Below are 25,685 nucleotides of genomic sequence, written 5' to 3'. Positions count from 1 at the left end.
GGCGCCCCTCGGCCCGACTCTTCCCCCATCACATGTATGTAGGTGCTCTAGAGCTGGACGTGCTGCTCGGCGACGTGCACTCCCTGAAGCAGAAGCGGTCCGCGGTGCGGCCCGTGATGGCCGAGCTGCGCCGCCGCTTCGAGGTCTCGGCAGCCGAGGCGGGACACCTCGAACTGCACCGCCGCGCGCTGATCGGCGTCGCGGTGGCCGCCGCGGACGCCGGGCACGTGCGCTCGGTGCTGGAGGCGTGCGAGCGCTTGGTCGCCGGTCGCCCCGAACTGGAACTCCTGTCCGCCCGGCAGCGCCTGCTCGGGCCGGACGACGACTGATGTAGCAGGACCCCGAGAGAAGGACGCCGTCGTGGCCGACGCACCCCGCGCGCGCAAGCTGGCGAAGCGCATCACCCAGATCGTGGCCTCGGCCCTGGAGCACGAGGTCAAGGACCCGCGGCTGGCCAGGGTCACCATCACCGACACCAAGATCACCGCCGACCTGCGCGAGGCCACGGTCTACTACACCGTCCTCGGCGACCGCATCGACACCGATCCGGACATGGTGGGCGTGGCGGCGGCGCTGAACAGCGCCCGCGGCGTGCTGCGCAGCAAGGTCGGCCAGCAGACCGGGGTCCGCTTCACCCCCATCCTGGAGTTCGTGGCCGACACGATCCCCGAGGAGTCCCGGCGCATCGACGACCTGCTCGCGCGGGCCCGCGCCGCCGACGCCGAGGTGGCCGCCCTGGCCTCCGGCGCCTCTCCGGCTGGTGACCCGGACCCGTACAAGCCGCCGCGCGACGCCGACGGTGATGACGCCGACGGTGATGACGCCGACAGTGACGCCGACGGTGACGCCGACAAGGCGGGCCCCGGGGCGCAGCGTTAACCGGCAACGGATCGATCAAGGCGCGGCCGACCGCTAGCGTTTCCCACCGTGATGTCCCGTCTGGCCTGTGCCGTTCTCGCCACCGCCCTGCTCGCCGCCTGCTCGGCCGAGCCGGAGCGCCCTCCGATGAAGGTCAACGACGGCCCCGCGCCGCAGGAGTCGCCGGAACGCCTCTACGGGGAGTTCGTCTCCCGGCTCAGCAAGGCCGACGGCCCCGGCACGTGCGCGCTGTTCACCCCGGCGGGCCAGGTCGCGTTCCAGGAGGAGTGGGGCACCACGGCCTGCGACCTCGGCGTCACCAAGGCCGCGGGCGAACTGGCCGATCCGGCGGCGTTCGCGGCGAAGACGCCGGAGTCCACCATCCGCGACAGCGAGACCGTGGTGGAGATGAGCGGGTGCGGGGTGGGTGCGGTGAAGGCGCTCTCGGCCGAGGGCGGCTGGCTCATCGACGCCTTCCTGCACCCGGACGCGGTCGAGGACTGCTGAGGGAGCTTCCCGGGCGATACGCCCGTTTCCGCCGACAGGGCCGCGGTCGCCGCGGCCCTTTTTCACATCTGGACCTGTTCGGGGGTTAAAGTCCGCCCGCTGCGAGTGGTATAAACCAATCGCGTCAGCGGCCGATGGTGATTCCTGCGCGATAGGCTGTTGACAGATGTTTGGAACAGGGCCAAACTGCGCACAAACATGCAGCCGCGAGGCGAGAGCGGCGTTTCGATCGGGTGGTGATCATGCGTTCGACCAGGTTGACGGTCATGGCGGCGGCAGTCGCGCTCGCGGTGGCCGGGTGTGGTGGGGGCGGGGAGTCCGGCGGTGGCGGCGGCGGGGAAGCGCCGCTCACCCTGCCCGGGGTTGACGAGTTCCTGAACGCGCCGTGCCCGGAGGCGGGGACCAAGCCGACCACCGACAAGGAGTTCACCTACTGGTCGATGTGGACCGCGGAGGAGCCGCAGGGCAAGGTCCTCAGCAAGGCCATCAAGTGCTTCCAGGAGAAGACCGGCGTCACGGTCAACGTGCAGTGGCTCGGCCGCAAGCTGCTGACCCAGAACGTCGCGCCCTCGCTCAACACCGACACCGTGCCCGACCTGTTCGACCAGGACATCAGCCAGGTCAAGGCCGCCGTGGTCGCCGCCGACGGCACACAGTCGGTGCAGGACGTGCTGGGCTACAAGGTCGGTGAGGGCGACAAGACCGTCAAGGACGTCGTCCCCGCGGGCTTCTACGACATGCCGCAGAACAAGCTCGACGACGGCACGATCTTCTCGGTGCCGTACGAGATCCTCGGCAACGCCTGGTGGTACAACAAGGACCTCATCCCGGACCTCAAGGCCCCGGCGACGATGGACGACCTGTTCGCCCTGTTCGACAAGGCGAAGGCCGACGGGATGGCCGCGGTCTCCCAGGACGGCGACATCAACTTCTACAACGCGTACTTCTACACCCAGATCGCCGCCCGCTACGTCGGTCCCGGCGGGCTGGCCAAGGCCGCCGAGGACAAGACCGGCCAGGCGTGGAAGTCCGACCCCGGCCTGCTCAAGGCGGCCGAGCTGGTCGGGCGCATCGGCACCGGCGGCTACCTCATCGACGGCTGGGACGCGGCCAAGTTCCCGCAGGTGCAGCAGCGCTGGGCCGACGGCGACGCGGCGTTCCTGTTCGTCGGCTCGTGGGGTCCGAGCGAGACCCGCGAGTACCTGAACAAGCAGGGCGGGGACCAGGGCATCACCTACGGCTCCTTCCAGTTCCCGATGCCCGAGGGCGCCACCCACAAGATCGTGGAGCAGTTGCCGATCGGGTTCTCGGTGACCAAGAAGGCCGCGCACCCCGAGGCCGCCAAGGCGTTCATCGCCTACGTGCTCAACAAGGACATCCTCGCGGGCATCCCGGCCGTGGCCGACAACCTGACCCCGCGTCCGGACCTGGCCGTGCCGGACTCCCTGAAGGACATCAAGGCGGCGCTGGAGGACCCGGCCGCCGAGCGGTCGATCTTCATGGACGGCCTCGACGGCCTGGCCGCGGGCAAGTGGGTCGACAACGTGTTCTACCCGCTCAACAACGACCTGCTGAAGGGCAAGATCACCGCCCAGCAGTTCATCGACGGCCTGGCGGCCAAGCAGGCCGAGTTCTGGAAGACGACGGCCTGATGCCCGCACCGGCGAAGGAGGCGGACGCGACCGTCGCGTCCGCCTCCGGCGCGCACCTGGTCCGCAAGAAGCGGCTGTTCTGGCCGTTCCTGCTGCCCGCGATCGCGCTCTACGTGCTGTTCATGGTGGTGCCCACGGTGGCGACGGTCGTCCTGGGCTTCACCTCGTGGCAGGGCGCGGGGGACACCCCGGAGTTCACCGGCTTCGCGAACTTCGCCGAGCTGTTCTCCTCCGACGCGTTCATCCACTCGTTCCTGAACACGCTCATGTACATCTTCGTCGCGGGCGCGGGCACCTTCCTGCTGGCGTTCCTGTTCACGATGGTGCTGCGGGAGATGCGCGGCGGCAAGATCGTGCGGGCGATCCTGTTCTTCCCCAACATCGTCGCCCCCGTCGCGCTCGGCATGTTCTTCAGCATCATCCTGATCTTCCGACCGCGCAGGCAGGGCCTGGTCAACTACCTGCTGGAGTCCGTCGGCATCGACGCGGTCAAGTTCCTCGCGCCGGAGAACGTGACCTGGGTGGTCGTCGGCTGCCTGATCTGGGCCAGCGCGGGCTTCTACATCACGATCCTGATGGCCGCGGTGGACCGCATCCCGCCCTACCTCTACGAGGACGCCGACATCGCGGGCGCCTCGCCGTGGCAGAAGTTCCGCAACGTCACGCTGCCGCTGACGTGGGACGTCATCGGCGTGGCGGGCGTGCTGTGGACGATCAGCGCCATCAAGATCTTCGAGCTGGTGTTCGTGCTCGCCGGGCCCGGCACCTACTCCCCGCCGATCGAGGCGTGGACGCTGGGCCTGTACGTGTTCGACCGGTCCTTCGGCACCCAGGGCACGCCCGAGTACGGCATGGCGTGCGCGGCGGCCGTGGTGATGATCGCCCTCGTGTCCGTCCTCGTCGTCTCGCTGCGCAGGCTCATGCGCCGCGAGACCATCCAGTTCTAGGAGGCGGCGTGACCGTGACCTCGCCCAGTTCCGCGCCCGCGTCCACGCGTCCCCGGCCGGGGACGCGCACCCCGCCGCGCAAGCCCAAGCCCGCCCCGACCGCGCGCGGGTTCAGCCCGATGCGCCTGCTGGGCATGCTGTTCGTGTGGCTGTTCACCGCGCTGAACGTGCTGATCCTGTACTGGCTCGCGACGGCGATGTTCAAGACGCCGCTGGAGATCTTCAACAAGCCGTTCCACCTGCCGTTCACCTGGTTCGAGCGCGGCGACCCGTTCTACAACCTGCGCTACGCCTGGGAAAGCGCCGGCTTCGGCAACGCCTTCGTCGTGACGGTCGTCCTCGTCGCGGTGTCCAGCGTGGTCATCGTGCTGATCTCCGCACCCGCGGCGTACGCGCTGACGCGCCTGGGGGTGCGCGGGTCCAACCCGCTGACGAGCTTCATCGCCATCGGCATGGGAATCCCGTTCCAGACGCTGGTGATCCCGCTGTTCATCGGCATGTCCGACCTCGGGCTGACCAACAGCCTGTTCGGCATGTTCCTGGTGTATGTGGCGCTCTCGCTGCCGTTCACCGTGTTCCTGCTGACCGGCTTCTTCAAGTCGCTGCCCGACGAGCTGGAGGAGGCCGCCGCGATCGACGGCGCCTCGCCGTTCCGCACGTTCTTCACCGTCATGCTGCCGCTGGCCCGCGGCGGTCTGATCACCGCGCTGATCCTCAACGCGATCGGCCTGTGGAACGAGACCCTGCTGGCGATCGTGTTCCTCACCGACAACGCGAACTTCACCCTGGCGCGGGCGCTGTTCACCCTCTACGGCGCCGCCAGCTACCAGTCCGAGTACGGCGGCCTGATCGCCGGTGTCGCCATCGTCGTGCTGCCGATGCTGGTTCTCTACCTCCTGCTGGCCCGCCGGATCATCACCGGCCTGACCCTCGGCGCGGGCAAGTGATCCGCCCGGAAGGGGAGAACTGATGGCTACGGTCACCTTCGACGGGACCACGCGCTTCTACGCGGGCAACCCGGTGCCCGCCGTCGACGGGCTGGACCTGGAGGTCGCCGACGGCGAGTTCCTGGTGCTGGTGGGCCCGTCCGGCTGCGGCAAGTCGACCACGCTGCGCATGCTCGCGGGCCTGGAGGGCATCGACGACGGCGCGATCCGCATCGGCGAGCGGGACGTGACGAACCTGCCGCCGAAGGAGCGCGACATCGCCATGGTGTTCCAGAACTACGCGCTCTACCCGCACATGACCGTCGCCGACAACATCGGCTTCCACCTGAAGATCGCCAAGATGCCGAAGGAGGAGCGGCTGCGCCGGGTCAAGGAGGCTGCGGCGCTGCTGGACCTGGAGCCCTACCTGGACCGCAAGCCCGCCAAGCTCTCCGGCGGCCAGCGCCAGCGGGTGGCGATGGGCCGGGCGATCGTGCGCCGCCCGCAGGTCTTCTGCATGGACGAGCCGCTGTCCAACTTGGACGCCAAGCTGCGGGTGCAGACCCGCACGCAGATCGCCTCGCTGCAACGGCGCCTCGGTGTGACCACGATCTACGTCACCCACGACCAGACCGAGGCCATGACCATGGGCGACCGGGTCGCGGTGCTCAAGGACGGCCTGCTCCAGCAGTGCGACACCCCGATCGGGCTGTTCTCCCGTCCCGCCAACGTGTTCGTCGCCGGTTTCATCGGCTCGCCGGGCATGAACCTGATCCCGGCGGCGGTCTCCGGCGAGACGGTGTCGGTGGGCGGCGCGGCGATCCCGCTGACGCCCGCCCAGCGCGCGGCCCTGACCTCCGAGCGCGTCGTCGTCGGCATCCGGCCGGAGGGCTGGGCGATCGGGCCTGCCGCCACCGGGGTCGCCGCGGTCGTGGAGGTGGTCGAGGAGCTGGGCAGCGACCAGTACCTGTACTGCTCGGCCGACATGCCGCACGTCGAGGTGGACGAGACCGCCGAGGAGCGCGAGGCCCCGCACTCCTTCACCGTCCGCGCGCCGGGCATGTCCGGCTACCAGGGCGGCGACAAGCTCGGCCTGACCCCGCAGGCGGGTGCGCTGCACCTCTTCGACGCCGACTCCGGGGAGCGCCTCCCCGACTGAGCACACCCCCGCGCGGGCTGATCCAGTCGGATGTAGACGGTCGGCTCGTGCGGGCAGCCGGGTGCCGCGAAGGCGACCCACCCGCGCGCGATCCACTGTCGGGTAGTCGGGGCAGCCGGACAGTCCTCGGCGTCGGAGGCGGTCGTCGCACGGCTGGACTCCCGCGCGCGGCGCTTCGCCGGGATTCAGGGCTGCCCGGTCCTTCGGGCCCGGAAGGCGGCGACGTTGGCGCGGTTGGCGCAGCGGGTGGAGCAGAAGCGTTTGGCGCGGTTGGTGGAGGAGTCGAGGTAGAGGTTGCCGCAGGGGCACTTGCCCCAGCGGTCGAGGCCGTGGCGGACGATGGCCTGGGCCAGACCCCACGCGGCGGCGGCGGCGACCTCGGTGGCGGGCGGGTCGTCGGGGGAGGCCACGTGGACGTGCCAGTTGGGGCCGCCGTCGCCGCCGTGCCCGGAGAGGCGGGGGCGTGGGGGGTGGGCCGTGAGCAGGGCGTTGACCTCCGACAGCACGGCGTCGGGGTCCGCCGCGGTCGCGGCGGTGAAGGCCGAGCGCAGGGCGGCGGCGACCGGGCGCAGGGCGGTCAGGTCGTGCTCGGTGGCCCGGTCGGCCCACCAGGGTTCGTCGTGCAGGGCGGCGCGAAGGGCGGGGACGTCGGCGAGGGTGGCGTTGGCCAGGCGGAGGGCGACGTCGAGGTAATCGGCGTTGTCCATTGGCGGTCCTTACGCGTACGGTAATGGGCGACGAGCCGAGTCGTATATTACCGAGGGGGTGCCGTGAAGGACAGCACGCTGCGCCAGGTGCTCAGGCTCGCGGTGCCCGCGCTGCCGGTGCTCGCCGCCGAGCCGCTGTACCTGCTGGTCGACACCGCCGTCGTCGGCGGCCTCGGCGGGCTCGAACTCGGCGCGCTGGGGGTCGGGGCGGTCATCCTGGCCACCCTGGCCACGCAGTTCACCTTCCTCTCCTACGGCACCACCGCCCGCGCCGCCCGGCTCTACGGCGCGGGCAGGCGCGAGGACGCCGTCGCCGAGGGCGTGCAGGCGACCTGGATCGCCGCCGGGCTCGGCCTGCTGATCGTCCTCATCGGACAGATGGCCGCGCAGCCGGTCGTCGAGCTGCTGGCAGGCCCGGGAGAACTGGCCGACGCCGCCGCCGGGTGGGTGCGCATCGCGATCTGGGGCGCGCCGCTGATCATGATCACCCTGGCGGGCAACGGCTGGATGCGCGGCGTGCAGGACACGCGCTCGCCGCTGCGCTACGTGCTGGCGGGCAACGCCGTCTCGGCCGTCCTGTGCCCCGTCCTCGTCCACACCGCCGGGTGGGGGCTCAACGGCTCGGCCTATGCCAACGTCGCCGGGCAGACCGTCGCGGCGGCGCTGTTCCTCGCCGCGCTGCGCCGCGCGCCGCTGCGGCCCCGCCCCGACCTGATCCGCGCCCAGCTGGCCGTCGGGCGCGATCTGATCCTGCGCAGCCTCGCCTTCCAGGCATGCTTCGTCTCCGCGATGGCCGTCGCCGCCCGGTACTCCGTCGCCGCCGCGGGCGCGCACCAGGTCGTGCTGCAGCTGTGGAACTTCCTGGCGCTGGTTCTGGACTCCCTCGCCATCGCCGCGCAGGCGCTCGTCGGCGCCGCGCTCGGCGCCCGCGACGAGCGCCGCGCCCAGTCCCTCGCCCGCGGTCTCACCGGCTACGGCCTGGTCTGCGGCGTGCTCACCGGCGTCGGCTTCGCCGCCGTCGCCGGGCTCCTGCCGAAGGTGTTCACCACCGACCCCGGCGTCCTGGCCGAGATCCCGAACGCCTGGTGGTTCTTCGTCGCGCTGCAACCGGTCGCGGGCGTGGTCTTCGCCCTCGACGGCGTGTTCCTCGGCGCGGGCGACACCCGCTACCTGCGCACCACCACGCTGCTCGCCGCACTCGTCGGATTCCTCCCGCTCATCTGGGTGGCGCACCTGCTCGGCTGGGGCCTGCCCGGGATCTGGACGGGCCTCTCGGCGTTCATGCTCATCCGGCTGGGGGCGCTGCTGCTGCGCGCCCGCAGCGCCACATGGGCGGTCGTCGGCGAAACCCTGTGACCAAAGGCACTGGTCAGCGGGCTAACCAATCCCGCGGGCGCTCGATGTAATGGACGAGTCCCTCCGGTGATTGGAGCCGCCCGGTGAGTCCCGCCAAGCGCCGCGCGCTGGCGATCTGGGCTACCGCCGTCGGCGTTTACCTGCTGGCCGTCTTCCACCGCACCACCCTCGGCGTCGCGGGCCTGGAAGCCGCCGACCGCTTCGACATCGGCGCCGCCGCGCTCGGCGGGTTCACCGTCCTGCAGATCGGCGTCTACGCCGCCATGCAGATCCCGACCGGCCTGCTGGTCGACCGCTTCGGCCCGCGCGTGACGCTCAGCTGCGCCGCTCTCTTCATGGGCTCCGGCCAGCTGCTGTTCGCCGTCGCCGAGAGCTACCCGCCCGCCCTGCTCGCCCGCGGCGTGCTCGGCGTCGGCGACGCGCTCGCCTTCGTCAGCGTGCTGCGCCTGATCGCCGCGCACTACTCCCCGCGCCGCTACCCGACGCTGACCGCGGCCACCGCCGCGCTCGGCTCGGTCGGCAACCTCGCCGCCACCGTCCCGCTGACCCTGCTGCTGGTGCACGCGGGCTGGACGGCGACCTTCGCCGTCGTCGGCCTGGCCACCGCCGCCTACGCCGCCGTCGTCGCCTGGCGGGTCCGCGACGTGCCCGATGGCGAGGAGCCGCAGCGCAGCGACGCCGTCGGCCTGCGCCAGACCGCCGACCAGGTCCGCCAGACCTGGCGGGTGCCCGGCACCCGGCTGGGGTTCTGGGTGCACATGGTGACCTGCTTCGCGCCCAACGTCCTCGGCCTGCTCTGGGGACTGCCGTACCTGGTCCAGGTGCAGGGGCTGACCGCCCCGCAGGCGGGCGCCGTGCTGAGTCTGATGGTGGTGGTGAGCACCGTGGCCGGACCGGTCATCGGCGAGACCATCGGCCGCAGGCCGCACTGGCGGATGCCGATCGTGCTGGCCTACGTCGTCACCGCGATCGCCATCTGGACCACCATCGTCGGCTTCTCCGGCTCGCTGCCCACCCCGCTCACCGTCACCGCCATGGTCGTGCTCGCCGTCGGCGGACCGCTCTCGGGCACCGCCTTCGCCCTCGTGCGCGACTACAACCCGCTGCGCCGCGTCGGCACCGCCAGCGGCATCGCCAACGTCGGCGGCTTCGGCGCGACGACGGTCGCCGTCCTCGCCGTCGGCCTGCTCATCGGCGGCGACACCGCCGCGGCCACCGCGCCGGACTTCCGGCTCGCCTTCACCGCCGTGCTGGCGATGCTGCTGGCCGGGGCCTGGCGGACGGTCGTCTGGTACCGCAGGGCGCGCGCCGCGGTGCTCGCCAGGCTGGAGGCGGGGGAGACCGTCCCGGTGCAGATCCGCCGCCGTGCGTGGGACATCGCGCGCGCCGCGTAGGATCTCCTGCCGTGTCCGCTCGCCCCGCTGTCCCGCCGGGACTCGTCGTCGTCGACAAGTCGCCCGGCATGACCTCCCACGACGTCGTCGCCCGCGCCCGCCGCATCCTCGGCACCCGCAAAGTCGGGCACGCCGGGACCCTCGACCCGATGGCCACCGGCGTCCTCGTGCTCGGCGTCGAACGGGCCACCAAGCTGCTCGGCCACCTGGCCCTGGACACGAAGGTGTACCTGGCGACCATCCGCCTCGGCACCGCGACGACGACCGACGACGCCGAGGGCGAGCACCTCGGAGAACCGGACCCCGCCCGGCTGGCCGCGGTCACCGACGCCGACATCGCCGCGGGTATCGCCCGGCTGACGGGGGCGATCGAGCAGGTGCCCAGCTCGGTGAGCGCGGTGAAGATCGACGGCAAGCGCGCCTACGCGCGGGTCCGCGCGGGTGAGGACGTGGTGATCCCGGCTCGCCCGGTGACGGTGTCCCGCTTCGACGTGCTGCACTCCTCGCGGTCGGAGTTGGCAGTTGACCTGGATGTGATGGTGGAGTGCTCGTCGGGGACCTACGTCCGGGCTTTGGCCAGGGACCTCGGAGCGGGTCTCGGCACCGGGGGACACCTGGCCCAGCTCCGGCGGACCCGGGTGGGGCCGTTCGACCTGCGGGTGGCCCGGACGCTGGAGCGGTTGGAGGAGTCGCCGGGGCTGTCGCTCGATCTGGCCGCGGCGGTGGACACGGCGTTCCCGCGGCGGGATCTCGATCGGGTGGAGTCCGCGGCGCTGGCGCATGGGAAGCGGTTGCCTGCTGCGGGGATCGCGGGGACTTATGGGATGTTCGATCCGGCGGGGAAGGTGCTGGCGCTGGGGGTGGATGAGGGCCGGACGGCCAAGGCGCTCGTCGCGTTGGCGGTCTGAGTCGAGGTTCCCTTGGGCGCGTGCGGGTGGTCCCTGCTTCGTGCGGGTGGTCCACCGCCTGCGAGTAGGCTCGGCCCCGTGCAGCGATGGCGTGGGCTTGATGACCTGCCGGGCGGGTGGGGGCGGTGTGTCGCCACCATCGGCGTCTTCGACGGGGTGCACCGGGGGCACCAAGCGTTGATCTCGCGGGCGGTCAAGTTGGCCGCTGAGAAGTCGGTCCCGAGTGTCGTGGTGACCTTCGACCCGCATCCGGCAGAGGTGGTGCGGCCGGGGAGTCATCCCGCTCAGTTGACCACCCTCGCCCGCAAGGCCGAGTTGGTCGAGCAGCTCGGCGCCGATGTGTTCTGTGTGCTGCCGTTCACCCACGAGATGTCCAAAGTGCCCGCGGACGAGTTCGTGCACGAGTTTCTTGTGGAGCGGCTGCACGTGGCCGCCGTGGTGGTGGGGGAGAACTTCACCTTCGGCAACCGGGCGCTGGGCACTGTGGGGTTGCTGGCCGAGTTCGGTCGGCGCTTCGGGTTTGCCACTGAGGGGGCGAGTCTGGTGGGTGGGGAGGTGACGTTCTCCTCCACCTACATCCGCGCGTGCATCGATGCGGGGGATGTGGCCGCCGCTGCCGCGGCGTTGGGGCGGTCGCACCGGATCGAGGGGATCGTGGTGCGGGGGGACCGCCGGGGGCGGTTGCTGGGGTTTCCGACGGCGAACCTGTCCACGCCGCGCTACACCGCGATCCCGGCGGACGGGGTCTACGCCTGCACGTTCCACCTGCCCAACCGGGCGCCGATGGTGGCGGCGGTCAGCGTGGGGACCAATCCGACGTTCTCCGGCCGCGAGCGGCGGGTGGAGGCGTTCGTGCTCGATGTGGACGAGGACTTCTACGGGCTGCGCGTCGCGCTGGACTTCCACGAGCGGCTGCGGGCGATGGAGAAGTACGACTCCACCGAGGCGTTGGTGGAGCAGATGCACGCCGACGTCGCCAGGACCCGCGAACTTCTGACCTGACCCGTTTGGGGCGATTCCGCACGCTCGGTGACCAAGACCTGGCAAGATACGGCCGGGTCGACGGGAGAGAGGCCGACGGTGGAGGACCACAAGATCGTCCAGCGCAACATCGCCCTGCAGCGGGAGTGGTACGGCGAGCCGCTGGGCGACCGGGTGCGCAGGCTCGTCGTGGCCTTCGACACGTCGCAGGCGAACCTGGCCGACGTGCTCGGCATCAGCGCTCCCATGCTCAGCCAGGTGATGAGCGGGCGCCGGGCCAAGATCGGCAACCCCGCCGTGCTCGCCCGGCTGATCATGCTGGAGCGCAAGATCCTCACCCCCGAGGTCGCCTCGGGAGCCAAGGAGCACCTGCAGAAGGCCCTGGAGGACGTCCGCGTCTCCAAGCCCGCCGTCACCCGCGACAGCCTCCCCGTCGACGTCGGCCGCTCGGCCATCATGGCGCTGCGCAGGCTCATCCCGCCCGACGACCTCACCTCGGCCGCCGAGCTGATCGACGGCCGCTACCCCGACCTGGCCGACCTGCTTCGCAGGGCCGGCCGGCACCGGGTGTGACCAGGTACTTCGCCGCCTTCGCCCTGCCCGAGGAGGTCGCCGCGCACCTGGCGGCGGCGCTGCCTGCCTTTCCGCCGCGGGTCCGCCCGGAGCCGCGCCACCAGTGGCACATCACGGTCGCCTACTACGGCGAGGACGACCCCGAGGCGCGCATGTCCTGGCTGGCCTGGCGGGTCGGCGCCCACCCCGCGCCGCGCGTGCGCCTGACCGGAGTCGGCGGCTTCCCCGGTGTCACCTGGATGGGTGTCGCCGGTGATCTCGCCGCGCTCGCCGCCCTGAACGACGCCGCCGTGGTGGAAAAGGAGTCGCGCCCGTACCTGCCGCATGTCACGATCGGCAGGCAGCCGCGCCCCGGCGAGTGGTACCCGGACCTGGGGGACTACGCCGGGCCGGAATGGATCGCCCGCGATCTGGTGTTGTACTCCAGCGAGCAGGGCCGCTACACCCGTGTGGGTGGCGTCCGGCTTCGGCACGAGCCCACCTGGTAACCTCGCGTTTTGGGTCCGGCTGCGGTCCGTGGCGGCCGGTACCGACGAACCACTCGCACGGCACAAGCACAAGGAGCATCACCAGTGGCGCTGTCCACCACCGAGAAGAAGTCGATCCTGGCCGAGTACGGCGTGCACGACTCGGACACCGGATCGCCCGAGGCCCAGATCGCGCTGCTCACCAAGCGCATCCGCGACCTCACCGAGCACCTGCGCACGCACAAGCACGACCACCACTCGCGGCGGGGCCTCCTGCTGCTGGTGGGCCGCCGCCGGCGGCTGCTCAACTACCTGACCAAGGTGGACATCGAGCGCTACCGGTCGCTGATCCAGCGCCTCGGCCTGCGCCGCTGAGCATCCGGGGGGAGTGGCCGAGCGCCGCTCCCCCCGTTCACAACAACCAATAACGGGCTCGCGCCACTGAAGGACAGGTTCGCCGGTCCTCGGTAGTGGCTTCCGGGGTGGGGAAACCCCGGTGGCTTCGATCGATGACCGGCCTCGTCCGAACCGCGCACCTGCACGTGCCCCCGCGCGCCCGCGGATGAGGAGAATCATGACCGAACCCACCGTGCACGAGACCACGGCGACCATCGACAACGGCGCCTTCGGCACCCGCACCGTCCGCTTCGAGACCGGCCGCCTGGCCCGCCAGGCCGCGGGCAGCGTCGTCGCCTACCTCGACGAGGAGACGATGCTCCTCTCGGCGACCACGGCGTCGAAGCACCCGAAGGAGCACTTCGACTTCTTCCCGCTGACCGTCGACGTCGAGGAGCGGATGTACGCCGCCGGGCGCATCCCCGGCGCGTTCTTCCGCCGCGAGGGCCGCCCCTCCACCGACGCGATCCTGGCCTGCCGGCTGATCGACCGCCCGCTGCGCCCGTCGTTCGTCGACGGCCTGCGCAACGAGATCCAGGTCGTCGTCACCGTGATGAGCCTGAACCCGCAGGACCTCTACGACGTGGTGGCCATCAACGCCGCCTCCGCGTCCACCCAGCTCGCGGGTCTGCCGTTCTCCGGTCCCATCGGCGCCGTGCGCGTCGCCCTGATCAGTGGCCAGTGGGTCGCCTTCCCGACCTACGAGCAGCTCAAGACCGCCGTCTTCGACATGGTCGTCGCCGGCCGCGTGGTCGACGGCGACGTCGCGATCATGATGGTCGAGGCCGAGGCCACCGACAACGTGATCGACCTGATCGGCGAGGGCGCGCAGGCGCCCACCGAGGAGATCGTCGCCTCCGGCCTGGAGGCCGCCAAGCCGTTCATCAAGGTGCTGTGCGACGCGCAGGCCGAGCTGGCCGGTGTCGCCGCCAAGCCGACCGGGTCCTTCCCGGTGTTCCCGGCCTACCAGCCGGAGGTCCTGGAGGCCGTCTCCGCCGCCGTCTCCGACGAGCTGGCCCAGGCGCTGACCATCGCGGGCAAGCAGGAGCGCGAGTCCCGCCTGGACGAGGTCAAGGCGCTGTGCCTGGAGAAGGTCGGCGCGGACGAGGCGTTCGCCGGCCGCGAGAAGGAGATCGGCGCCGCGTTCCGGTCGCTGAACAAGAAGCTGGTCCGCCAGCGCATCCTCCGCGAGAAGGTGCGCATCGACGGCCGCGGCCTGACCGACATCCGCCAGCTCGGCGCCGAGGTGGCCGTGGTGCCGCGGGCGCACGGCTCGGCGCTGTTCGAGCGCGGCGAGACCCAGATCCTGGGTGTCACCACGCTGAACATGCTGCGCATGGAGCAGATGATCGACTCCCTCTCCCCGGAGACGACCAAGCGCTACCTGCACCACTACAACTTCCCGCCGTACTCCACCGGTGAGACCGGCCGCGTGGGCTCGCCCAAGCGCCGCGAGATCGGCCACGGCGCGCTGGCCGAGCGGGCGATCATGCCCGTGCTGCCCAAGCGCGACGAGTTCCCCTACGCGATCCGCCAGGTCTCCGAGGCGCTGTCGTCCAACGGCTCGACCTCGATGGGCTCGGTCTGCGCGTCCACGCTGTCGCTGCTCAACGCGGGCGTCCCGCTGAAGGCCCCGGTCTCCGGCATCGCCATGGGCCTGGTCTCCGACCAGGTCGACGGCAAGACCGAGTATGTCGCGCTGACCGACATCCTCGGCGCCGAGGACGCCTTCGGCGACATGGACTTCAAGGTCGCGGGCACCAAGGAGTTCGTGACCGCCCTGCAGCTGGACACCAAGCTCGACGGCATCCCGTCGTCGGTGCTGGTCGGGGCGCTCGGCCAGGCGCGCGACGCCCGGCTGACGCTGCTGGAGATCATGACCGAGGCGATCGACCGCCCGGACGAGATGAGCAGCTTCGCCCCGCGGGTGACCTCGGTGAAGATCCCGGTCGACAAGATCGGCGAGGTGATCGGGCCCAAGGGCAAGATGATCAACTCGATCACCGAGCAGACCGGCGCGGACATCTCGATCGAGGACGACGGCACCATCTACGTCGGCGCGGCGGACGGCCCGTCGGCCGAGGCGGCGATCGGCCTGATCAACGCCATCGCGAACCCGCAACTGCCCAAGGTCGGCGAGCGTTTCCTCGGCACCGTGGTGAAGACGGCCGCCTTCGGCGCGTTCGTCTCGCTGCTGCCCGGCAAGGACGGCTTGGTGCACATCTCCAAGCTGGGCGCGGGCAAGCGGATCAACAAGGTCGAGGACGTCGTCAAGGTCGGCGACAAGCTCCGCGTGGAGATCGCCGACATCGACCAGCGCGGCAAGATCAGCCTGGTCCTGGTGAAGGACGAGGACGCCGCCGCCGAGGGCGCGTCCGAGGCGAAGGAAGAGGCGACCGCGCAGTCGTGACCCAGCGCACGTCGACGGCCGCGGGCACCACCGGTGCCCGCGGCCGGTCTCAGAAGACCGGCAGCACGGTCGTGCTCGACCGCACCGCCGAGGGCACCGAGGTCAAGCGCACGCTGCTGCCCGGCGGCCTGCGGGTGGTCACCGAGCGGATGCCCGGCGTCCGCTCGGCCGCGATCGGCATCTGGGTGGCCGTCGGCTCCCGCGACGAGCCGCTGTCGGTCGCGGGCGCGGCGCACTACCTCGAACACCTGCTGTTCAAGGGCACCGCGAAGCGCTCGGCGGCGCGGATCGCCGAGGAGATCGACGCCGTCGGCGGCGAGCTGAACGCGTTCACCGCCAAGGAGCACACCTGCTACTACGCGCACGTCCTCGACGAGGACCTGCCGCTGGCGCTGGACCTGGTCTCCGACGTGGTGTTCGACGCGCTGTGCACCGAGGCCGACGTGGAGACCGAGCGCGGCGTCGTCCTGGAAGAGATCGCCATGCGCGACGACGACCCGGAAGACCTGCTGCACGACGCGTTCTGCAGCGCGCTGCTGGCCGACCACCCGCTCGGCCGCCCGGTGCTGGGCACCGAGCAGTCGATCGCCGCGATGACCCGCGGCGCGCTCAACGGCTTCTACCGCCGCCGCTACACCATGCCGCGCATGGTGCTGGCCGTGGCGGGCAACATCGAGCACAAGCAGGTGCTCTCCTTGGTGCGCAAGGGGTTGCGCGACCGGCTGACCGGCGACAAGACCCCGATCGCGGCCCGCGCAGGCCGCGCCCGCGTCGGCAAGCAGCCCCGGCTGGTGCTGCACACCGACGACACCGAGCAGGCGCACCTGATGCTCGGCGTGCGCGCGCTGGACCGCCACGACGAGCGCCGCTTCACCCTCGGGGTGCTCAACGCGGCCCTGGGCGGCGGCATGAGCTCGCGGCTGTTCCAGGAGGTCCGCGAGCGCCGCGGCCTGGCCTACCAGGTGTACTCGTCGGTGGCCGCCTACGCCGACACCGGCCACCTGTCCATCTACACCGGATGCCAGCCCGAGCGCCTCGGCGAGGTGGCGGGTGTGGTCCGCGACGTGCTCGGCCAGGTCGCCCGCGAGGGCCTGACCGACGCCGAGGTGGCCCGCGGCAAGGGTCAGCTGCGCGGCGGGCTCGTGCTCGGCCTGGAGGACACCGGGTCGCGGATGTCGCGCATCGGCAAGGGCGAACTGGCCTACGGCGACTACCTGTCGGTCGAGGAGACGCTGGACCAGATCGCCGCGGTGACCGCCGAGGACGTCGCGCGGCTGGCGAAGGAGATCCTGGCCCGCCCGCTCGCCGCGGCCGTGGTCGGCCCCTACGACCACACCGACGACGTCCCGCTCGAACTCCACGAGGTGACCAAGTGAGCCTGATCCGGGTTGGTGTGCTGGGCGCGCGGGGGCGGATGGGCGCCGAGGTGGTCAGGGCCGTGGAGGCCGCGGACGACATGGAGATCGTCGCCCAGGTCGACACCGGCGACTGGCTCTTCGACGTCGCCGACGCAGGCGCCCAGGTCATCGTGGACTTCACCCACCCCGACGTGGTGATGGACAACCTGCGCTTCTGCGTCGACCAGGGCATCCACGCCGTGGTCGGCACCTCCGGCTTCGACGACGCGAAGCTGGCCTCGCTGCGCGAGTGGCTGGCGGCCAAGCCGGACCTCGGCGTGCTCATCGCCCCGAACTTCGCCCTCGGCGCGGTGCTGTCGATGAAGTTCGCGCAGGCGGCGGCCAAGTACTTCGACACCGTCGAGATCATCGAACTGCACCACAACCGCAAGGCCGACGCCCCCTCCGGCACCGCGGCGCACACCGCCCGCCTCATCGCGCAGGCCCGAGCGGCGGCGGGCCTCGGCGAGGTCCCGGACGCGACGACGTCCGAAGTGGACGGAGCGCGCGGGGCGCTGGTGGACGACATCCGGGTGCACTCGGTGCGCATGAGCGGACTCGTCGCCCACCAGGAGGTCATCCTCGGCGGCACGGGGGAGACGCTGACCCTGCGCCACGACTCGCTGGACCGCACCTCGTTCATGCCGGGCGTGCTGCACGGCGTGCGCGCGGTGCTGGATCGGCCGGGCCTGGTCGTGGGCCTGGAGAACGTGCTGGAGCTGTAGTGTCCGCCCGCTCGGTCTCCTGGGTCCTGGCCGCCGTCGTCGTCGTGTACTTCGTGCTGCTCGGCGGCCGGGCCGTCGCCCTGTTCCGCGACGGCAGCCCGATCGCGGTCGCCTTCGGCGCAGGCATCCTGCTGCTGCCGATCGTCGGCGCGTGGGTGCTGTGGTCGACGATGCGCTTCGGCTTCCGCACCCAGGAACTGGGCCGCAGGCTGGCGGCCGAGGACGGCCTCCCCGACACCTCCGGCCTGCCCCGCACCCCGTCGGGGCGGGTGGACCGCGCGGCGGCCGACGCCTGGTTCGAGGAGCGCCGCGCCGAGGTCGAGGCCGCGCCGGAGGACTGGCGGGTCTGGTACCGCCTGGCCGTCGCCTACGACGTCGCGGGCGACCGCTCCCGAGGCCGCGACGCCATGCGCAAGGCGCTGGAGCTGGCGGACTAGGTCGCAGCGGCCAGGCGCGGGTCCACCTCACCGCCCAGCCAGGCGCGCAGGGTGTCGTTGAACAGGTCCACGTCCTCGATGTTCCAGATGTGGTGCATTCCGGGCGCGATCCGCGCCGTGGTCCGCGGCGCGGCTGCCGTGAGCACCGGCAGCGACCGCACGGACGCGGCGTCGCGTTCGCCGGCGACCGCCAGCAGCGGCCCGGTGTAGCGGGCCAGTCCGGCGGGGGCGCCGCCCGCGCACACCTCGGCGTTCACCGCCTTGGCCGTTTCCGGTCGCACCGACGCGCCGTGGGCGACGTAGCGCACGCGCGAGTCGGCGGGCAGCCGGAACGCGGCGGCCTGGGCGCGCCAGTACCAGTGGAAGCGGCTCAGCGCCTCGTGCGCCGCGCAGTACGCGCGCAGTCCGGGGCCGGCCGGGGTGAGCGGGGCACTGGTGATGAACGCCGAGCGGACCCGGTCGGTGGCGTGCCAGCACCCGCAGCGCGGTGAGCGCCCCGAGGGACAGTCCGGCGAGGTCGACGGGCCCGTCGACGCCGTGCTCGGCCAGTCCGGCCACGACGGTGTCGGCGACCGCGTCGAGCCCCGGCCAGACCTCGTGCGCGCGCTCCCCGAAGCCGGGCAGGTCCGGGGTGATCACCAGCCGGTCGCCGAAGGCGGGCACCTGCGGCTCCCACATCCAGTTCGCGACGTTGCCGCCGTGCAGCAGCACCAGGGGCGGGTAGGCGCTCACGCGAACTCCTCGGTGACGGCGTCGAGCCAGGTCAGCTCGGCGCGCAGGTGGGCGATGCCGTTGTCCAGGGTGGCCAGGCGCAGGCGCGCGGCCCGGGTGCCGGTGTCGGACTCGGCGCGCAGGCGCTCGTAGTCGGCCAGGCGGGTCTGGGCCTCGGCGCGCCTGCGGGCGAGCAGGGCGAGCAGGGCGTCCGGGGCGAGGTCGGCGCCGAAGAAGACGCGGGCCAGGAACGGGTCGCGGTCGACGTGGCGCTCCGGCTCGGCGGCCAGCCAGGCGGCGAGCGCGGCGCGGCCCGCGTCGGTGACGCGGTGTTCCTGGCGGTCGGGCGCGCCGGACCCGGCGACGGTCTCGACCTCGGCGTGCCCGTCGGCGACGAGTGTGGCCAGGGCGCGGTAGATCTGCGCCCGGTCGGCGGACCAGAAGTGGCCGACGGTGGAGTCGAAGTGCCGTTTGAGGTCGTATCCGGTCATGGGGGCGAGGGCGAGGAAGCCCAGGATGATGTGTGCGAGGACCACGCCTGTAGTAGATAAGTCTCCTATGAGACTTGTCAACTAGCCCGACAGGCGTCGGGCGGTGGCGGTAGCGTCGGCGCGTGGATCTCGACGAGCACCGGCCGGCGCTGGGGGCGTACTGCTACCGGATGCTCGGCTCGCCCTTCGACGCCGAAGACGCGGTGCAGGAGACGTTCCTGCGCGCCTGGCGCTCGCGCGAGGGCTACGACCCGGCGCGGTCGCTGCGCACCTGGCTCTACGCCATCGCCACCAACGTCTGCCTCGACGCCCTGCGCGCGGCGAAGCGGCGGGCCGGTCCGCTGCGCGGCGACCCGTCGACGCCCGGCCCGGACATCGGCGCGCCGCTGCCGGAGACCGCCTGGGTGCTGCCCGCCCCGGTCGACCCGGCGGTCGCGGCCGAGGAGCGGGCCTCGGTGCGGCTGGCCTTCGTCGTCGCGCTGCAGGCTCTGCCGCCGAGGCAGCGGGCCGCGCTGGTCCTGCGCGACGTGCTCGCCTTCTCCGCCGCCGAGGTCGCCGAGCTGCTGTCGACCACCGTCGCGTCGGTCACCAGCGCCCTGCAGCGCGCCCGCGCCGCGCTGCCCGCCGTGCCCGACGCCGAGGAGCCCGACCAGGCCGTCCTCGACGCCTACTGCGCCGCCTTCCACGCCCACGACGTCGAGGCCATCGTCGCGTTGCTGCACGAGGACGCCACCACCTCCATGCCGCCGTTCACCTGGTGGCTGCGCGGCCGAGCCGACATCGCCGCCGTCCTCGCCCACGGGGACCACTGCGTCGGTCACCGGCTGGTCCCCGTGCGGGTCAACGGCGCGCCCGCGTTCGCCCAGTACGACGCCGACGGGTCCGCGTTCGCGCTGGTCCAGGTCGAGACGGCGGGGGGTGGGGTGGTCGCGGAGACGACGTGGCTGATGCCGTCCCTCTTCCCCGCCTTCGACCTGCCGATGAGTTCGCCCGCTGCCGCGCGTAGTAGTGGGTGAAGGGAGAACGCACATGGAACCGACGATCGAAGACCGCGCCGAGCAGGCGTACGTGGGCATCACCGAGGTGGCGACCCTCGCCGAGTGGGGACGGGTGAACGCGCTGGTCCCGGAGGTGCTGGAGTGGCTGACCGGCCACGGCGCGACCCCGGTCGGACCGCCGATCTACCGCTACTACGCCGGTGAGCCCGGCGGGGAGATCGAGGTGGAGGTCGGCTGGCCGGTCTCCGGCGACGTGCCCGCCTCCGAGCGCGTCACGGCGGGGACGCTGCCCGCGGGCCGGTACGCGGTGCTGGTGCACCACGGCCACCCGGACTCCATCGGCCAGTCTTTCGCCGCGCTGGAGGCCTGGTCGCAGCGCACGGGGGAGAACTGGGCGTTCGCCGACGGCCGGTGGTCCTGCCGCTACGAGTCGTACCGGACCGACCCGGCGGTCGAGCCCGATCCCGCACGGTGGGAGACGGAGATCTGCTACAAGCTGGCGGAGTAGCGGGCAGTATGGGGGCCATGTGCAGGAGTATCAAGACGCTGCGGCCCCCGTACACCGAAGACCCCGGGGTGGAGGACGTGGAGGCCGCGGCGCGGCAGTACGTCCGCAAGATCTCCGGCTTCCACCGCCCCGCGCCGCACAACGAGGAGGTCTTCGAGAAGGCCATCCAGGTGATCGCGGCGGCCACCGAGGAGCTGCTGGCCACCCTCGTCGTCCGCGGCGGCAAGAAGGCGGCGGACCAGGAGGACAAGTCGGCCTAGTGGAACCACCCGTGGAACACCGCGGGTGAGGCCGCCAGCAGGCTGAACCGGATGAACCGGCCGATGATGCCCGCGCCGAGGAACGTGGCCACCTTCATCCGGACGAGCCCGGCCAGCATCGTCATCGCCATGAACGGGGGCAGCCCGGCGACCGCGCTGAGGCTGTAGGTGCCGAACATCCAGTGCGGGTGCGCCTCGCACTTCTCCCGCGTCCAGGCGACCCAGGCGCGCACGCGCTTGGTCCGCAGCTGCCAGCGCAGCCGCCGGTCGGTCATGACCCGCGGCTCGCGCTGGCGGCGCCGCAGGACCGCGGGCAGGTGGATCGCGCCGCGCGCGGCGTAGAAGTAGACGAGCTTGCCGGTCACGTGCCCCACGGCGACGACGGCGGCGATCAGCGCCCAGGAGATGTCCGGCCGCTGCAGGGCGAACCCGATGACAAACAGCTCAACACTGACAAAAGGGACAAGGGCGGCCCCAACGGCGACCGCGAGCGCCAAGCACAGCCACGGCCACACGAGTCGGAAACCCCCTGACGAAGTGCCCCGGTCCACGACGGTACCGGACCTTACCCACCCAGACGGGCGAAACCGCCCGCGGTTGTCCGCAGCCGGCACTTCCCCTGGATTCCATCCCCCCCCGGGCGGCATGACCTGGCGGCGGGGGTCGGATGCCCGGCTACTCCAACGGCAGCGAGACCGGCCCGGTGAAGCGGATCTCGCGCAGCGGGACGCCGCCCGCGTCGAGGGTGCGCAGGACGCCGTCGGGGGCCCAGCCCGCGCGCCGGTAGAAGCCCTTGCCCGCCTTGTTCTGCTCGGGCGTCCACGCGATCGCCCTGGTCATCCCGCCGTCGCGGAGCAGGTCGAGCGCGGCGGCCAGCAGGCGGGTCCCGTGGCCCCTGCGGCCCCAGCGCGGCTCGACCAGCAGCGTGGCGAGCAGGCCGACGGTGTCGGTGTCCGGCGCGGGCAGGCCGTTGGCGGCGGCCGACTCGGATTCGGGGGACGGTCCGGCGCAGCAGAACCCGACCAGCCAGTCCCCCTCGACGGCGACCAGCACGCCGGCCGGTCCCTGCTCGATCGTCTGGAGCCACTGCTCGGCCGCGGCGGCCGGGTCCAGGGCGGCGAGGACGTCGGGGGGCAGCAGGTCGGAGTAGCCGGTCTGCCAGGTCGCCACCTGGATGCGGGCGATCTCGGCGACGTCGGCGGGCTCTGCTGTGCGCACAGCGGCTGCGGCCATGCGGGCGAACCTACCGGGTGAGACCCGGATGAGACTCCGCGCACCCGTCCCGCCCCTGGCGTTCGCGCCACCTGGGCGACCCCGGGTTTCGACGGTGACGGAGGACTCCATGGTCAGGAAGGTGCGCAACGGCCGGGTCGTGCACGTCTGGTCGTGCACGTCTGGTCGTGCACGTCTACGTGTGCCAGGCGCAGGAGCGGTTCCGAGCCGGAGGTCTTCCACCAGCGGTTCTCCCGCGCCGGGGTCGCCGCCTGGCTGGACCGCCTCGGCCCGGCCGCGGTGTCCCGGCCGATGCGCGGTGGGCCACCGGCGAGGTCCGCCGCGCGCTGGCCGCCCTGCACGACCCGGCGCGGCTGGCCCGCTGGCGACCGCCGCGGGCTCGGTGACCGCCCAGGCCGGTCAGGTGCTGGACCTCTACCACGTGCGCCGCGGCGTGGACCACGTCGGCGCGGCGATGCGCCTGCGCCTGAGCCGGGCGACCTACTTCCGCAGGCTGGACCGCGGGCTCGCCGCGGTGGCCCAGGCCGTGCTGGACGACATCGGCGACGCGGTCTAGGCGTTATGCGGCGTTCGTCCCCGAGATCGGCGGGATCGTGTCGGTGGTTGGCGGGATAACCGGTCAACTTATGACGGTGGTTCGTGCGAGGCTGCGGTCATGGGATCGAGGACGTGGGTGGCGTGGGGCGCGCTGGGTGTGGTGTACGTGGTCTGGGGGTCGACGTACCTCGGCATCCGGCTGACCCTGGAGTCGATGCCGCCGCTGCTGTCGGCCGGGTTCCGGTTCGCCGCGGCCGGGTTGCTGCTCGGGGTGGTCGTGGCGGTGGTGGCCGGGGTCGGCGCGTTGCGGATGACGTGGCGGCAGTTCGGCACGGCGGCGCTGGTCGGGCTGCTGCTGCCCGCGTGGGGCAACGGGCTGGTCGTGGTCGCCGAGCAGCACGTCGCCTCGGGGCTGGCGGCGCTGCTGGTGGCCTCGATCCCGCTGTACGTCGTCCTGCTGCGCCGCGGCCTGGGGGAGCGGCCGCCCGCGGTGACGCTGCTGGGAGTGGTGGTCGGCCTGGCCGGGCTGGCGCTGTTGCTGCTGGTCGGCGGGCCGTCGGAGGGCACGCACGGCTCGGCCTGGTACGGGCCGTGGCTGGTGCTGCTCGCCGCGCTCGGGTGGTCGATCGGCACGGTGCTCAGCACCCGCCTGCCCACCCCGTCGAACCCGTTCGCCCTGGCCGCGGCCGAGATGCTGGTCGGCGGGCTGGTGCTGCTGCTGGCCGGGGTGCTCTTCGGCGAGACCTTCGACTTCGGCGCGGTCACCGCCACCGCCTGGTGGGCGTGGGCGTACCTGGTGGTGTTCGGCGCGTTCGCGTTCAGCTCGTTCATCTACGCGCTGGGCAAGCTGCCCGTCTCGACGGTGGCGACGTACGCCTACGTCAACCCGGTCATCGCGGTCCTGCTCGGCTGGCTGGTCGCCGACGAGGTGTTCGGGCCGTGGCAGCTGGTCGGCGGGGCGGTGGTGCTCGTGGCCGTCGTGCTGGTCGTGCGGGCCGAGCGGCGGCCGGTGTCGGTGGCGGCCGGCACGATGCGCGAAACGAGTGAGGTGCGATGACCGAGTCCATGACCCAGGCGGCCGCCCGCCGCACCGCCCTGGCCGCCCAGGGCTTCGCCGAGTCCCGCCCGTCGGGCCCCCCGACGCGCAGGCACCTGGCCAAAGTGCTCGACCGGGTGCGCCTGCTGCAACTGGACTCGGTCAACGTCGCGGTGCGCGCGCACTACATGCCGGTCTTCTCCCGCCTCGGCTCCTACGACATGTCCCTGGTGGACGACGCCGCCTGGAACCCGACAGCGCGCAAGCCCCGCCTGCTGGTGGAGTACTGGGCGCACGTGGCGAGCCTGATCCCGGTCGACGACTGGCCGCTGCTGCGCTGGCGGATGCGCGCGCACGAGGTCTCCTGGGGCGAGTACCTGCGCAAGAACGACATCGACCCGGCCCTGCAGGACGAGGTCCTGCGCGTGGTCAAGGACAGCGGCCCGATCGGGGCGGGCGCCATCGAGACGGCCCTGGGCGGCGGCGCAGACCGCCCCAAGGGCGGCTGGTGGAACCTCTCTGCCGTCAAGCACACCTGCGAGTACCTCTTCGCCGCGGGCGCGCTCACCACCGGCACCCGCCGCGGCTTCCAGCGCCTCTACGACCTGCCAGAGCGCGTCCTGCCGCCGGAGCTGCTCTCCCGCGAGGTCCCCGACGACGAAGCCGCCCGCGAGCTGATGCGCTCCGCGGCGATCGCCCACGGCATCGGCACCGAGTTCGACCTGCGCGACTACTACCGCCTGCCGCCGGCCATGGCCCGCCAGGCCCTGCTGGAGCTGGTCGAATCCGGCGAGCTGACCCCGGTCACCATCCCCGGCTGGCGCCACCCCGCCTACCTGCACGCGGGCGCCCGCACCCCGCGCGCGGTCCGCGGCCGGGCCCTCCTGTGCCCCTTCGACCCGCTCGTCTGGGAGCGCGACCGCACCGAGCGCCTCTTCGACTTCCACTACCGCATCGAGATCTACGTCCCGGAGCCCAAGCGCCAGTACGGCTACTACGTCTTCCCGTTCCTGCTCGACGGCGCCCTGGTGGGCCGCGTCGACCTGAAGGCCGACCGGGCGGCCGGGACGCTGCGCGTCCACGGCGCGTTCGCCGAGTCCGGGGTGGACGTCGGCAGGGTCGCCGCGGAACTGGCCGGGGAGCTGCGGGAGATGGCGGGCTGGCTGGAACTCGACCAGGTCGCCCTCGGGGAGAGGGGCGACCTGGTCGCGCCGCTGTCGAAGTGCCTGTGAGGGCGCTCAGCCCGCCGCTTTGTGCACCAGGATCGTCCCGGAGCCGGTGCGGCCGGTGACGTGCAGGGCCGCGGCGGCCACCCGCTTCTGGGTGATGGGGATCTCGCTGCGGGCCACCGAGGACGTGGAGACCAGGTCCAGCTCCGCCGGGGCGGCCACGCCGACGCGGAAGCTGCCGGAGCCGCTGGTCAGCTCGATCTTGCCCGACACCGCCTCCTTCACCGCGATGTCGCCGGTCCCGGTGCGCACCAGGACGTCGGCGGTGACCGTGCCCAGCCGGATCATCCCGCCACTGGTGGCCACTGTGGACGACCCGCCGAGGCTGGTGACGTCGATCTCCCCGCTGCCGGAGCGCAGGTGCCCGCCCGCGGGGGCCGGGCCCATCCGGATGGCGGCGGTGCCGGAGGTGAGCCGGACCGGGCCGGTGGCCTGCTCGACGGTGATCTCGCCTGCGCCGGTGCCGATCTCCACCCGGTCGGCGCGGCCGGTGACCGCGGCGTTCGCGCCTTGGGTGGCGATGTCGACCGAGGAGCCCGCGGGCGCGTGCACGACCACCGAGATCGGCTGGCCGCGCAGCGGGCCGCCCTTGGCCGAGCGCACGGACAGGACATCGCCGCCGAAGTCGACGCTGGCCTGGGTGACGGCCTCGGCGGTGAGATCGGTCCCCTGCTGCTCGCCCATGACCCAGCTCATGATGCCCGCCAGACCCTCGGCCCACGGGCTGGCCTCGTCGGGTGCGGGGCTGATCTCGACGGTGACGCCCGGCTCGTCGCGCAGGCGGACCTCGACGCCGCCCGCGCCGATGTGCACGGCGATGTCGACGGGGCCCTCGGCGTCGTAGGAGTGGCGGCGCGTGGTGTCAGGTGTGGTCATCGTGAC

At 72.2% G+C, this 25,685-nt stretch carries 30 protein-coding genes and 1 pseudogene; 24 read left to right on the top strand and 7 right to left on the bottom strand.

Going from position 1 to position 25,685, the window contains the following annotated elements; genetic code table 11:
• Positions 1–32 precede the first annotated feature (32 nt).
• The 7 genes from ACFPM7_RS19875 (at position 33) to ACFPM7_RS19845 (ending at position 6,049) form a co-directional block, all read left to right on the top strand.
• On the top strand, positions 33–329 hold the full coding sequence (locus tag ACFPM7_RS19875; RefSeq protein WP_378249158.1) for a DUF503 domain-containing protein: 297 nt from the start codon (positions 33–35) through the stop codon (positions 327–329).
• Between the two features lie 31 nt (positions 330–360).
• The gene (rbfA, locus tag ACFPM7_RS19870) at positions 361–879 is read left to right on the top strand and encodes a 30S ribosome-binding factor RbfA (protein WP_378249157.1); all 519 of its coding nucleotides are present in this window, start codon (positions 361–363) and stop codon (positions 877–879) included.
• 48 nt (positions 880–927) lie between these two features.
• The gene (locus tag ACFPM7_RS19865; RefSeq protein WP_378249156.1) at positions 928–1,365 is read left to right on the top strand and encodes a hypothetical protein; all 438 of its coding nucleotides are present in this window, start codon (positions 928–930) and stop codon (positions 1,363–1,365) included.
• 266 nt (positions 1,366–1,631) lie between these two features.
• A complete protein-coding gene (locus ACFPM7_RS19860; protein WP_378249155.1) occupies positions 1,632–3,017 on the top strand; it encodes an ABC transporter substrate-binding protein in 1,386 nt (461 codons plus the stop codon).
• A complete protein-coding gene (locus ACFPM7_RS19855) occupies positions 3,017–3,964 on the top strand; it encodes a carbohydrate ABC transporter permease (protein WP_378249154.1) in 948 nt (315 codons plus the stop codon). The genes ACFPM7_RS19860 and ACFPM7_RS19855 overlap by 1 nt, the downstream gene beginning before the upstream one ends.
• Positions 3,965–3,972: 8 nt before the next feature.
• A complete protein-coding gene (locus ACFPM7_RS19850) occupies positions 3,973–4,911 on the top strand; it encodes a carbohydrate ABC transporter permease (RefSeq protein WP_378249153.1) in 939 nt (312 codons plus the stop codon).
• Positions 4,912–4,933: 22 nt separating this feature from the next.
• Positions 4,934–6,049 (top strand): ABC transporter ATP-binding protein, encoded by a 1,116-nt coding sequence (locus ACFPM7_RS19845; protein ID WP_378249152.1) that lies wholly within the window; start codon positions 4,934–4,936, stop codon positions 6,047–6,049.
• Between the two features lie 185 nt (positions 6,050–6,234).
• Here ACFPM7_RS19845 and ACFPM7_RS19840 read toward each other — a convergent pair whose 3' ends face one another.
• Positions 6,235–6,756 carry a CGNR zinc finger domain-containing protein gene (locus tag ACFPM7_RS19840; protein ID WP_378249151.1) on the bottom strand — a complete coding sequence of 174 codons (522 nt, stop codon included), beginning with the start codon at positions 6,754–6,756 and terminating at the stop codon, positions 6,235–6,237.
• A 63-nt stretch (positions 6,757–6,819) separates the two neighbouring features.
• On the opposite strand from ACFPM7_RS19840, the gene ACFPM7_RS19835 reads away from it, so the two are divergent.
• The 11 genes from ACFPM7_RS19835 to ACFPM7_RS19785 all read left to right on the top strand — a co-directional run bounded on the left by ACFPM7_RS19835 (position 6,820) and on the right by ACFPM7_RS19785 (position 17,800).
• Complete coding sequence (locus ACFPM7_RS19835) at positions 6,820–8,112, top strand: MATE family efflux transporter (RefSeq protein ID WP_378249150.1); 1,293 nt, start codon at positions 6,820–6,822, stop codon at positions 8,110–8,112.
• An 83-nt stretch (positions 8,113–8,195) separates the two neighbouring features.
• Positions 8,196–9,506, top strand: a complete 1,311-nt coding sequence (locus tag ACFPM7_RS19830; RefSeq protein WP_378249149.1) for an MFS transporter — start codon at positions 8,196–8,198, stop codon at positions 9,504–9,506.
• Between the two features lie 11 nt (positions 9,507–9,517).
• Positions 9,518–10,414: a tRNA pseudouridine(55) synthase TruB gene (truB, locus tag ACFPM7_RS19825; protein WP_378249148.1), complete on the top strand. Its 897-nt coding sequence runs from the start codon at positions 9,518–9,520 to the stop codon at positions 10,412–10,414.
• Positions 10,415–10,492: 78 nt separating this feature from the next.
• Entirely contained in the window at positions 10,493–11,416 is a 924-nt protein-coding gene (locus ACFPM7_RS19820) for a bifunctional riboflavin kinase/FAD synthetase (RefSeq protein WP_378249147.1), read from the top strand.
• A 78-nt stretch (positions 11,417–11,494) separates the two neighbouring features.
• A complete protein-coding gene (locus ACFPM7_RS19815) occupies positions 11,495–11,968 on the top strand; it encodes an XRE family transcriptional regulator (RefSeq protein ID WP_378249146.1) in 474 nt (157 codons plus the stop codon).
• Entirely contained in the window at positions 11,965–12,456 is a 492-nt protein-coding gene (locus ACFPM7_RS19810; protein ID WP_378249145.1) for a 2'-5' RNA ligase family protein, read from the top strand. Before ACFPM7_RS19815 ends, ACFPM7_RS19810 begins: the two co-directional genes overlap by 4 nt.
• An 84-nt stretch (positions 12,457–12,540) precedes the next feature.
• Positions 12,541–12,810, top strand: coding sequence for a 30S ribosomal protein S15 (rpsO, locus tag ACFPM7_RS19805; RefSeq protein WP_378249144.1), 270 nt, complete (start codon positions 12,541–12,543; stop codon positions 12,808–12,810).
• A gap of 199 nt (positions 12,811–13,009) precedes the next feature.
• A complete protein-coding gene (locus ACFPM7_RS19800) occupies positions 13,010–15,241 on the top strand; it encodes a polyribonucleotide nucleotidyltransferase (RefSeq protein ID WP_378249143.1) in 2,232 nt (743 codons plus the stop codon).
• Complete coding sequence (locus ACFPM7_RS19795; RefSeq protein ID WP_378249142.1) at positions 15,238–16,617, top strand: M16 family metallopeptidase; 1,380 nt, start codon at positions 15,238–15,240, stop codon at positions 16,615–16,617. Before ACFPM7_RS19800 ends, ACFPM7_RS19795 begins: the two co-directional genes overlap by 4 nt.
• The gene (gene dapB, locus ACFPM7_RS19790; RefSeq protein WP_378249141.1) at positions 16,614–17,363 is read left to right on the top strand and encodes a 4-hydroxy-tetrahydrodipicolinate reductase; all 750 of its coding nucleotides are present in this window, start codon (positions 16,614–16,616) and stop codon (positions 17,361–17,363) included. Before ACFPM7_RS19795 ends, dapB begins: the two co-directional genes overlap by 4 nt.
• Positions 17,363–17,800, top strand: coding sequence for a hypothetical protein (locus ACFPM7_RS19785; protein WP_378249140.1), 438 nt, complete (start codon positions 17,363–17,365; stop codon positions 17,798–17,800). The genes dapB and ACFPM7_RS19785 overlap by 1 nt, the downstream gene beginning before the upstream one ends.
• On the opposite strand, the gene ACFPM7_RS19780 is transcribed toward ACFPM7_RS19785, so the two are convergent.
• The 3 genes and pseudogenes from ACFPM7_RS19780 to ACFPM7_RS19770 all read right to left on the bottom strand — a co-directional run bounded on the left by ACFPM7_RS19780 (position 17,797) and on the right by ACFPM7_RS19770 (position 19,047).
• Positions 17,797–18,108 carry an alpha/beta fold hydrolase gene (locus tag ACFPM7_RS19780; RefSeq protein ID WP_378249229.1) on the bottom strand — a complete coding sequence of 104 codons (312 nt, stop codon included), beginning with the start codon at positions 18,106–18,108 and terminating at the stop codon, positions 17,797–17,799. The two genes, ACFPM7_RS19785 and ACFPM7_RS19780, sit on opposite strands and share 4 nt — an antisense overlap.
• 208 nt (positions 18,109–18,316) lie before the next feature.
• Positions 18,317–18,478: pseudogene (locus tag ACFPM7_RS19775) on the bottom strand (alpha/beta fold hydrolase); the annotation flags it as partial.
• Positions 18,479–18,528: 50 nt separating this feature from the next.
• Positions 18,529–19,047 carry a PadR family transcriptional regulator gene (locus tag ACFPM7_RS19770; RefSeq protein ID WP_378249139.1) on the bottom strand — a complete coding sequence of 173 codons (519 nt, stop codon included), beginning with the start codon at positions 19,045–19,047 and terminating at the stop codon, positions 18,529–18,531.
• Between the two features lie 77 nt (positions 19,048–19,124).
• Between ACFPM7_RS19770 and ACFPM7_RS19765 the strand changes: the two genes are divergently transcribed.
• Genes ACFPM7_RS19765 through ACFPM7_RS19755 form a run of 3 tightly spaced genes read left to right on the top strand, consistent with a single transcriptional unit; the run spans position 19,125 to position 20,768 of the window.
• Positions 19,125–20,018, top strand: coding sequence for an RNA polymerase subunit sigma-70 (locus ACFPM7_RS19765; protein WP_378249138.1), 894 nt, complete (start codon positions 19,125–19,127; stop codon positions 20,016–20,018).
• A gap of 13 nt (positions 20,019–20,031) precedes the next feature.
• Positions 20,032–20,508 (top strand): GyrI-like domain-containing protein, encoded by a 477-nt coding sequence (locus ACFPM7_RS19760; RefSeq protein WP_378249137.1) that lies wholly within the window; start codon positions 20,032–20,034, stop codon positions 20,506–20,508.
• 17 nt (positions 20,509–20,525) lie between these two features.
• On the top strand, positions 20,526–20,768 hold the full coding sequence (locus tag ACFPM7_RS19755; RefSeq protein ID WP_378249136.1) for a DUF2277 domain-containing protein: 243 nt from the start codon (positions 20,526–20,528) through the stop codon (positions 20,766–20,768).
• On the opposite strand, the gene ACFPM7_RS19750 is transcribed toward ACFPM7_RS19755, so the two are convergent.
• Both ACFPM7_RS19750 and ACFPM7_RS19745 read right to left on the bottom strand, forming a co-directional pair.
• Positions 20,765–21,283 (bottom strand): hypothetical protein, encoded by a 519-nt coding sequence (locus tag ACFPM7_RS19750; RefSeq protein WP_378249135.1) that lies wholly within the window; start codon positions 21,281–21,283, stop codon positions 20,765–20,767. The genes ACFPM7_RS19755 and ACFPM7_RS19750 overlap by 4 nt on opposite strands.
• A gap of 160 nt (positions 21,284–21,443) precedes the next feature.
• A complete protein-coding gene (locus tag ACFPM7_RS19745; protein ID WP_378249134.1) occupies positions 21,444–22,001 on the bottom strand; it encodes a GNAT family N-acetyltransferase in 558 nt (185 codons plus the stop codon).
• 382 nt (positions 22,002–22,383) lie between these two features.
• Here ACFPM7_RS19745 and ACFPM7_RS19740 point away from each other — a divergent pair, with 382 nt between their 5' ends.
• The 3 genes from ACFPM7_RS19740 to ACFPM7_RS19730 all read left to right on the top strand — a co-directional run bounded on the left by ACFPM7_RS19740 (position 22,384) and on the right by ACFPM7_RS19730 (position 24,806).
• Positions 22,384–22,557, top strand: a complete 174-nt coding sequence (locus ACFPM7_RS19740; RefSeq protein WP_378249133.1) for a hypothetical protein — start codon at positions 22,384–22,386, stop codon at positions 22,555–22,557.
• A gap of 99 nt (positions 22,558–22,656) precedes the next feature.
• Positions 22,657–23,595: an EamA family transporter gene (locus ACFPM7_RS19735; RefSeq protein WP_378249132.1), complete on the top strand. Its 939-nt coding sequence runs from the start codon at positions 22,657–22,659 to the stop codon at positions 23,593–23,595.
• Positions 23,592–24,806, top strand: a complete 1,215-nt coding sequence (locus ACFPM7_RS19730) for a winged helix-turn-helix domain-containing protein (protein WP_378249131.1) — start codon at positions 23,592–23,594, stop codon at positions 24,804–24,806. Before ACFPM7_RS19735 ends, ACFPM7_RS19730 begins: the two co-directional genes overlap by 4 nt.
• 6 nt (positions 24,807–24,812) lie before the next feature.
• On the opposite strand, the gene ACFPM7_RS19725 is transcribed toward ACFPM7_RS19730, so the two are convergent.
• Positions 24,813–25,679 carry a DUF4097 family beta strand repeat-containing protein gene (locus tag ACFPM7_RS19725; protein WP_378249130.1) on the bottom strand — a complete coding sequence of 289 codons (867 nt, stop codon included), beginning with the start codon at positions 25,677–25,679 and terminating at the stop codon, positions 24,813–24,815.
• Positions 25,680–25,685: the final 6 nt, after the last annotated feature.

Source organism: Actinokineospora guangxiensis (assembly GCF_042657845.1).
GTDB lineage: Bacteria > Actinomycetota > Actinomycetes > Mycobacteriales > Pseudonocardiaceae > Actinokineospora > Actinokineospora guangxiensis.
Note: the sequence above shows the minus strand (reverse complement) of the source record. Positions and strands in the feature narration are given on the sequence as shown.

Bases quoted from the DNA above. Each gene is read 5' to 3' on its own strand.
- ACFPM7_RS19840 (WP_378249151.1), bottom strand. From the start codon at position 6,756: ATGGACAACGCCGATTACCTCGACGTCGCCCTCCGCCTGGCCAACGCC.
- ACFPM7_RS19735 (WP_378249132.1), top strand. From the start codon at position 22,657: ATGGGATCGAGGACGTGGGTGGCGTGGGGCGCGCTGGGTGTGGTGTAC.
- ACFPM7_RS19875 (WP_378249158.1), top strand. From the start codon at position 33: ATGTATGTAGGTGCTCTAGAGCTGGACGTGCTGCTCGGCGACGTGCAC.
- ACFPM7_RS19855 (WP_378249154.1), top strand. From the start codon at position 3,017: ATGCCCGCACCGGCGAAGGAGGCGGACGCGACCGTCGCGTCCGCCTCC.
- ACFPM7_RS19725 (WP_378249130.1), bottom strand. From the start codon at position 25,679: ATGACCACACCTGACACCACGCGCCGCCACTCCTACGACGCCGAGGGC.
- ACFPM7_RS19860 (WP_378249155.1), top strand. From the start codon at position 1,632: ATGGCGGCGGCAGTCGCGCTCGCGGTGGCCGGGTGTGGTGGGGGCGGG.
- ACFPM7_RS19760 (WP_378249137.1), top strand. From the start codon at position 20,032: ATGGAACCGACGATCGAAGACCGCGCCGAGCAGGCGTACGTGGGCATC.
- ACFPM7_RS19845 (WP_378249152.1), top strand. From the start codon at position 4,934: ATGGCTACGGTCACCTTCGACGGGACCACGCGCTTCTACGCGGGCAAC.
- ACFPM7_RS19745 (WP_378249134.1), bottom strand. From the start codon at position 22,001: ATGGCCGCAGCCGCTGTGCGCACAGCAGAGCCCGCCGACGTCGCCGAG.
- ACFPM7_RS19730 (WP_378249131.1), top strand. From the start codon at position 23,592: ATGACCGAGTCCATGACCCAGGCGGCCGCCCGCCGCACCGCCCTGGCC.
- ACFPM7_RS19755 (WP_378249136.1), top strand. From the start codon at position 20,526: ATGTGCAGGAGTATCAAGACGCTGCGGCCCCCGTACACCGAAGACCCC.
- ACFPM7_RS19800 (WP_378249143.1), top strand. From the start codon at position 13,010: ATGACCGAACCCACCGTGCACGAGACCACGGCGACCATCGACAACGGC.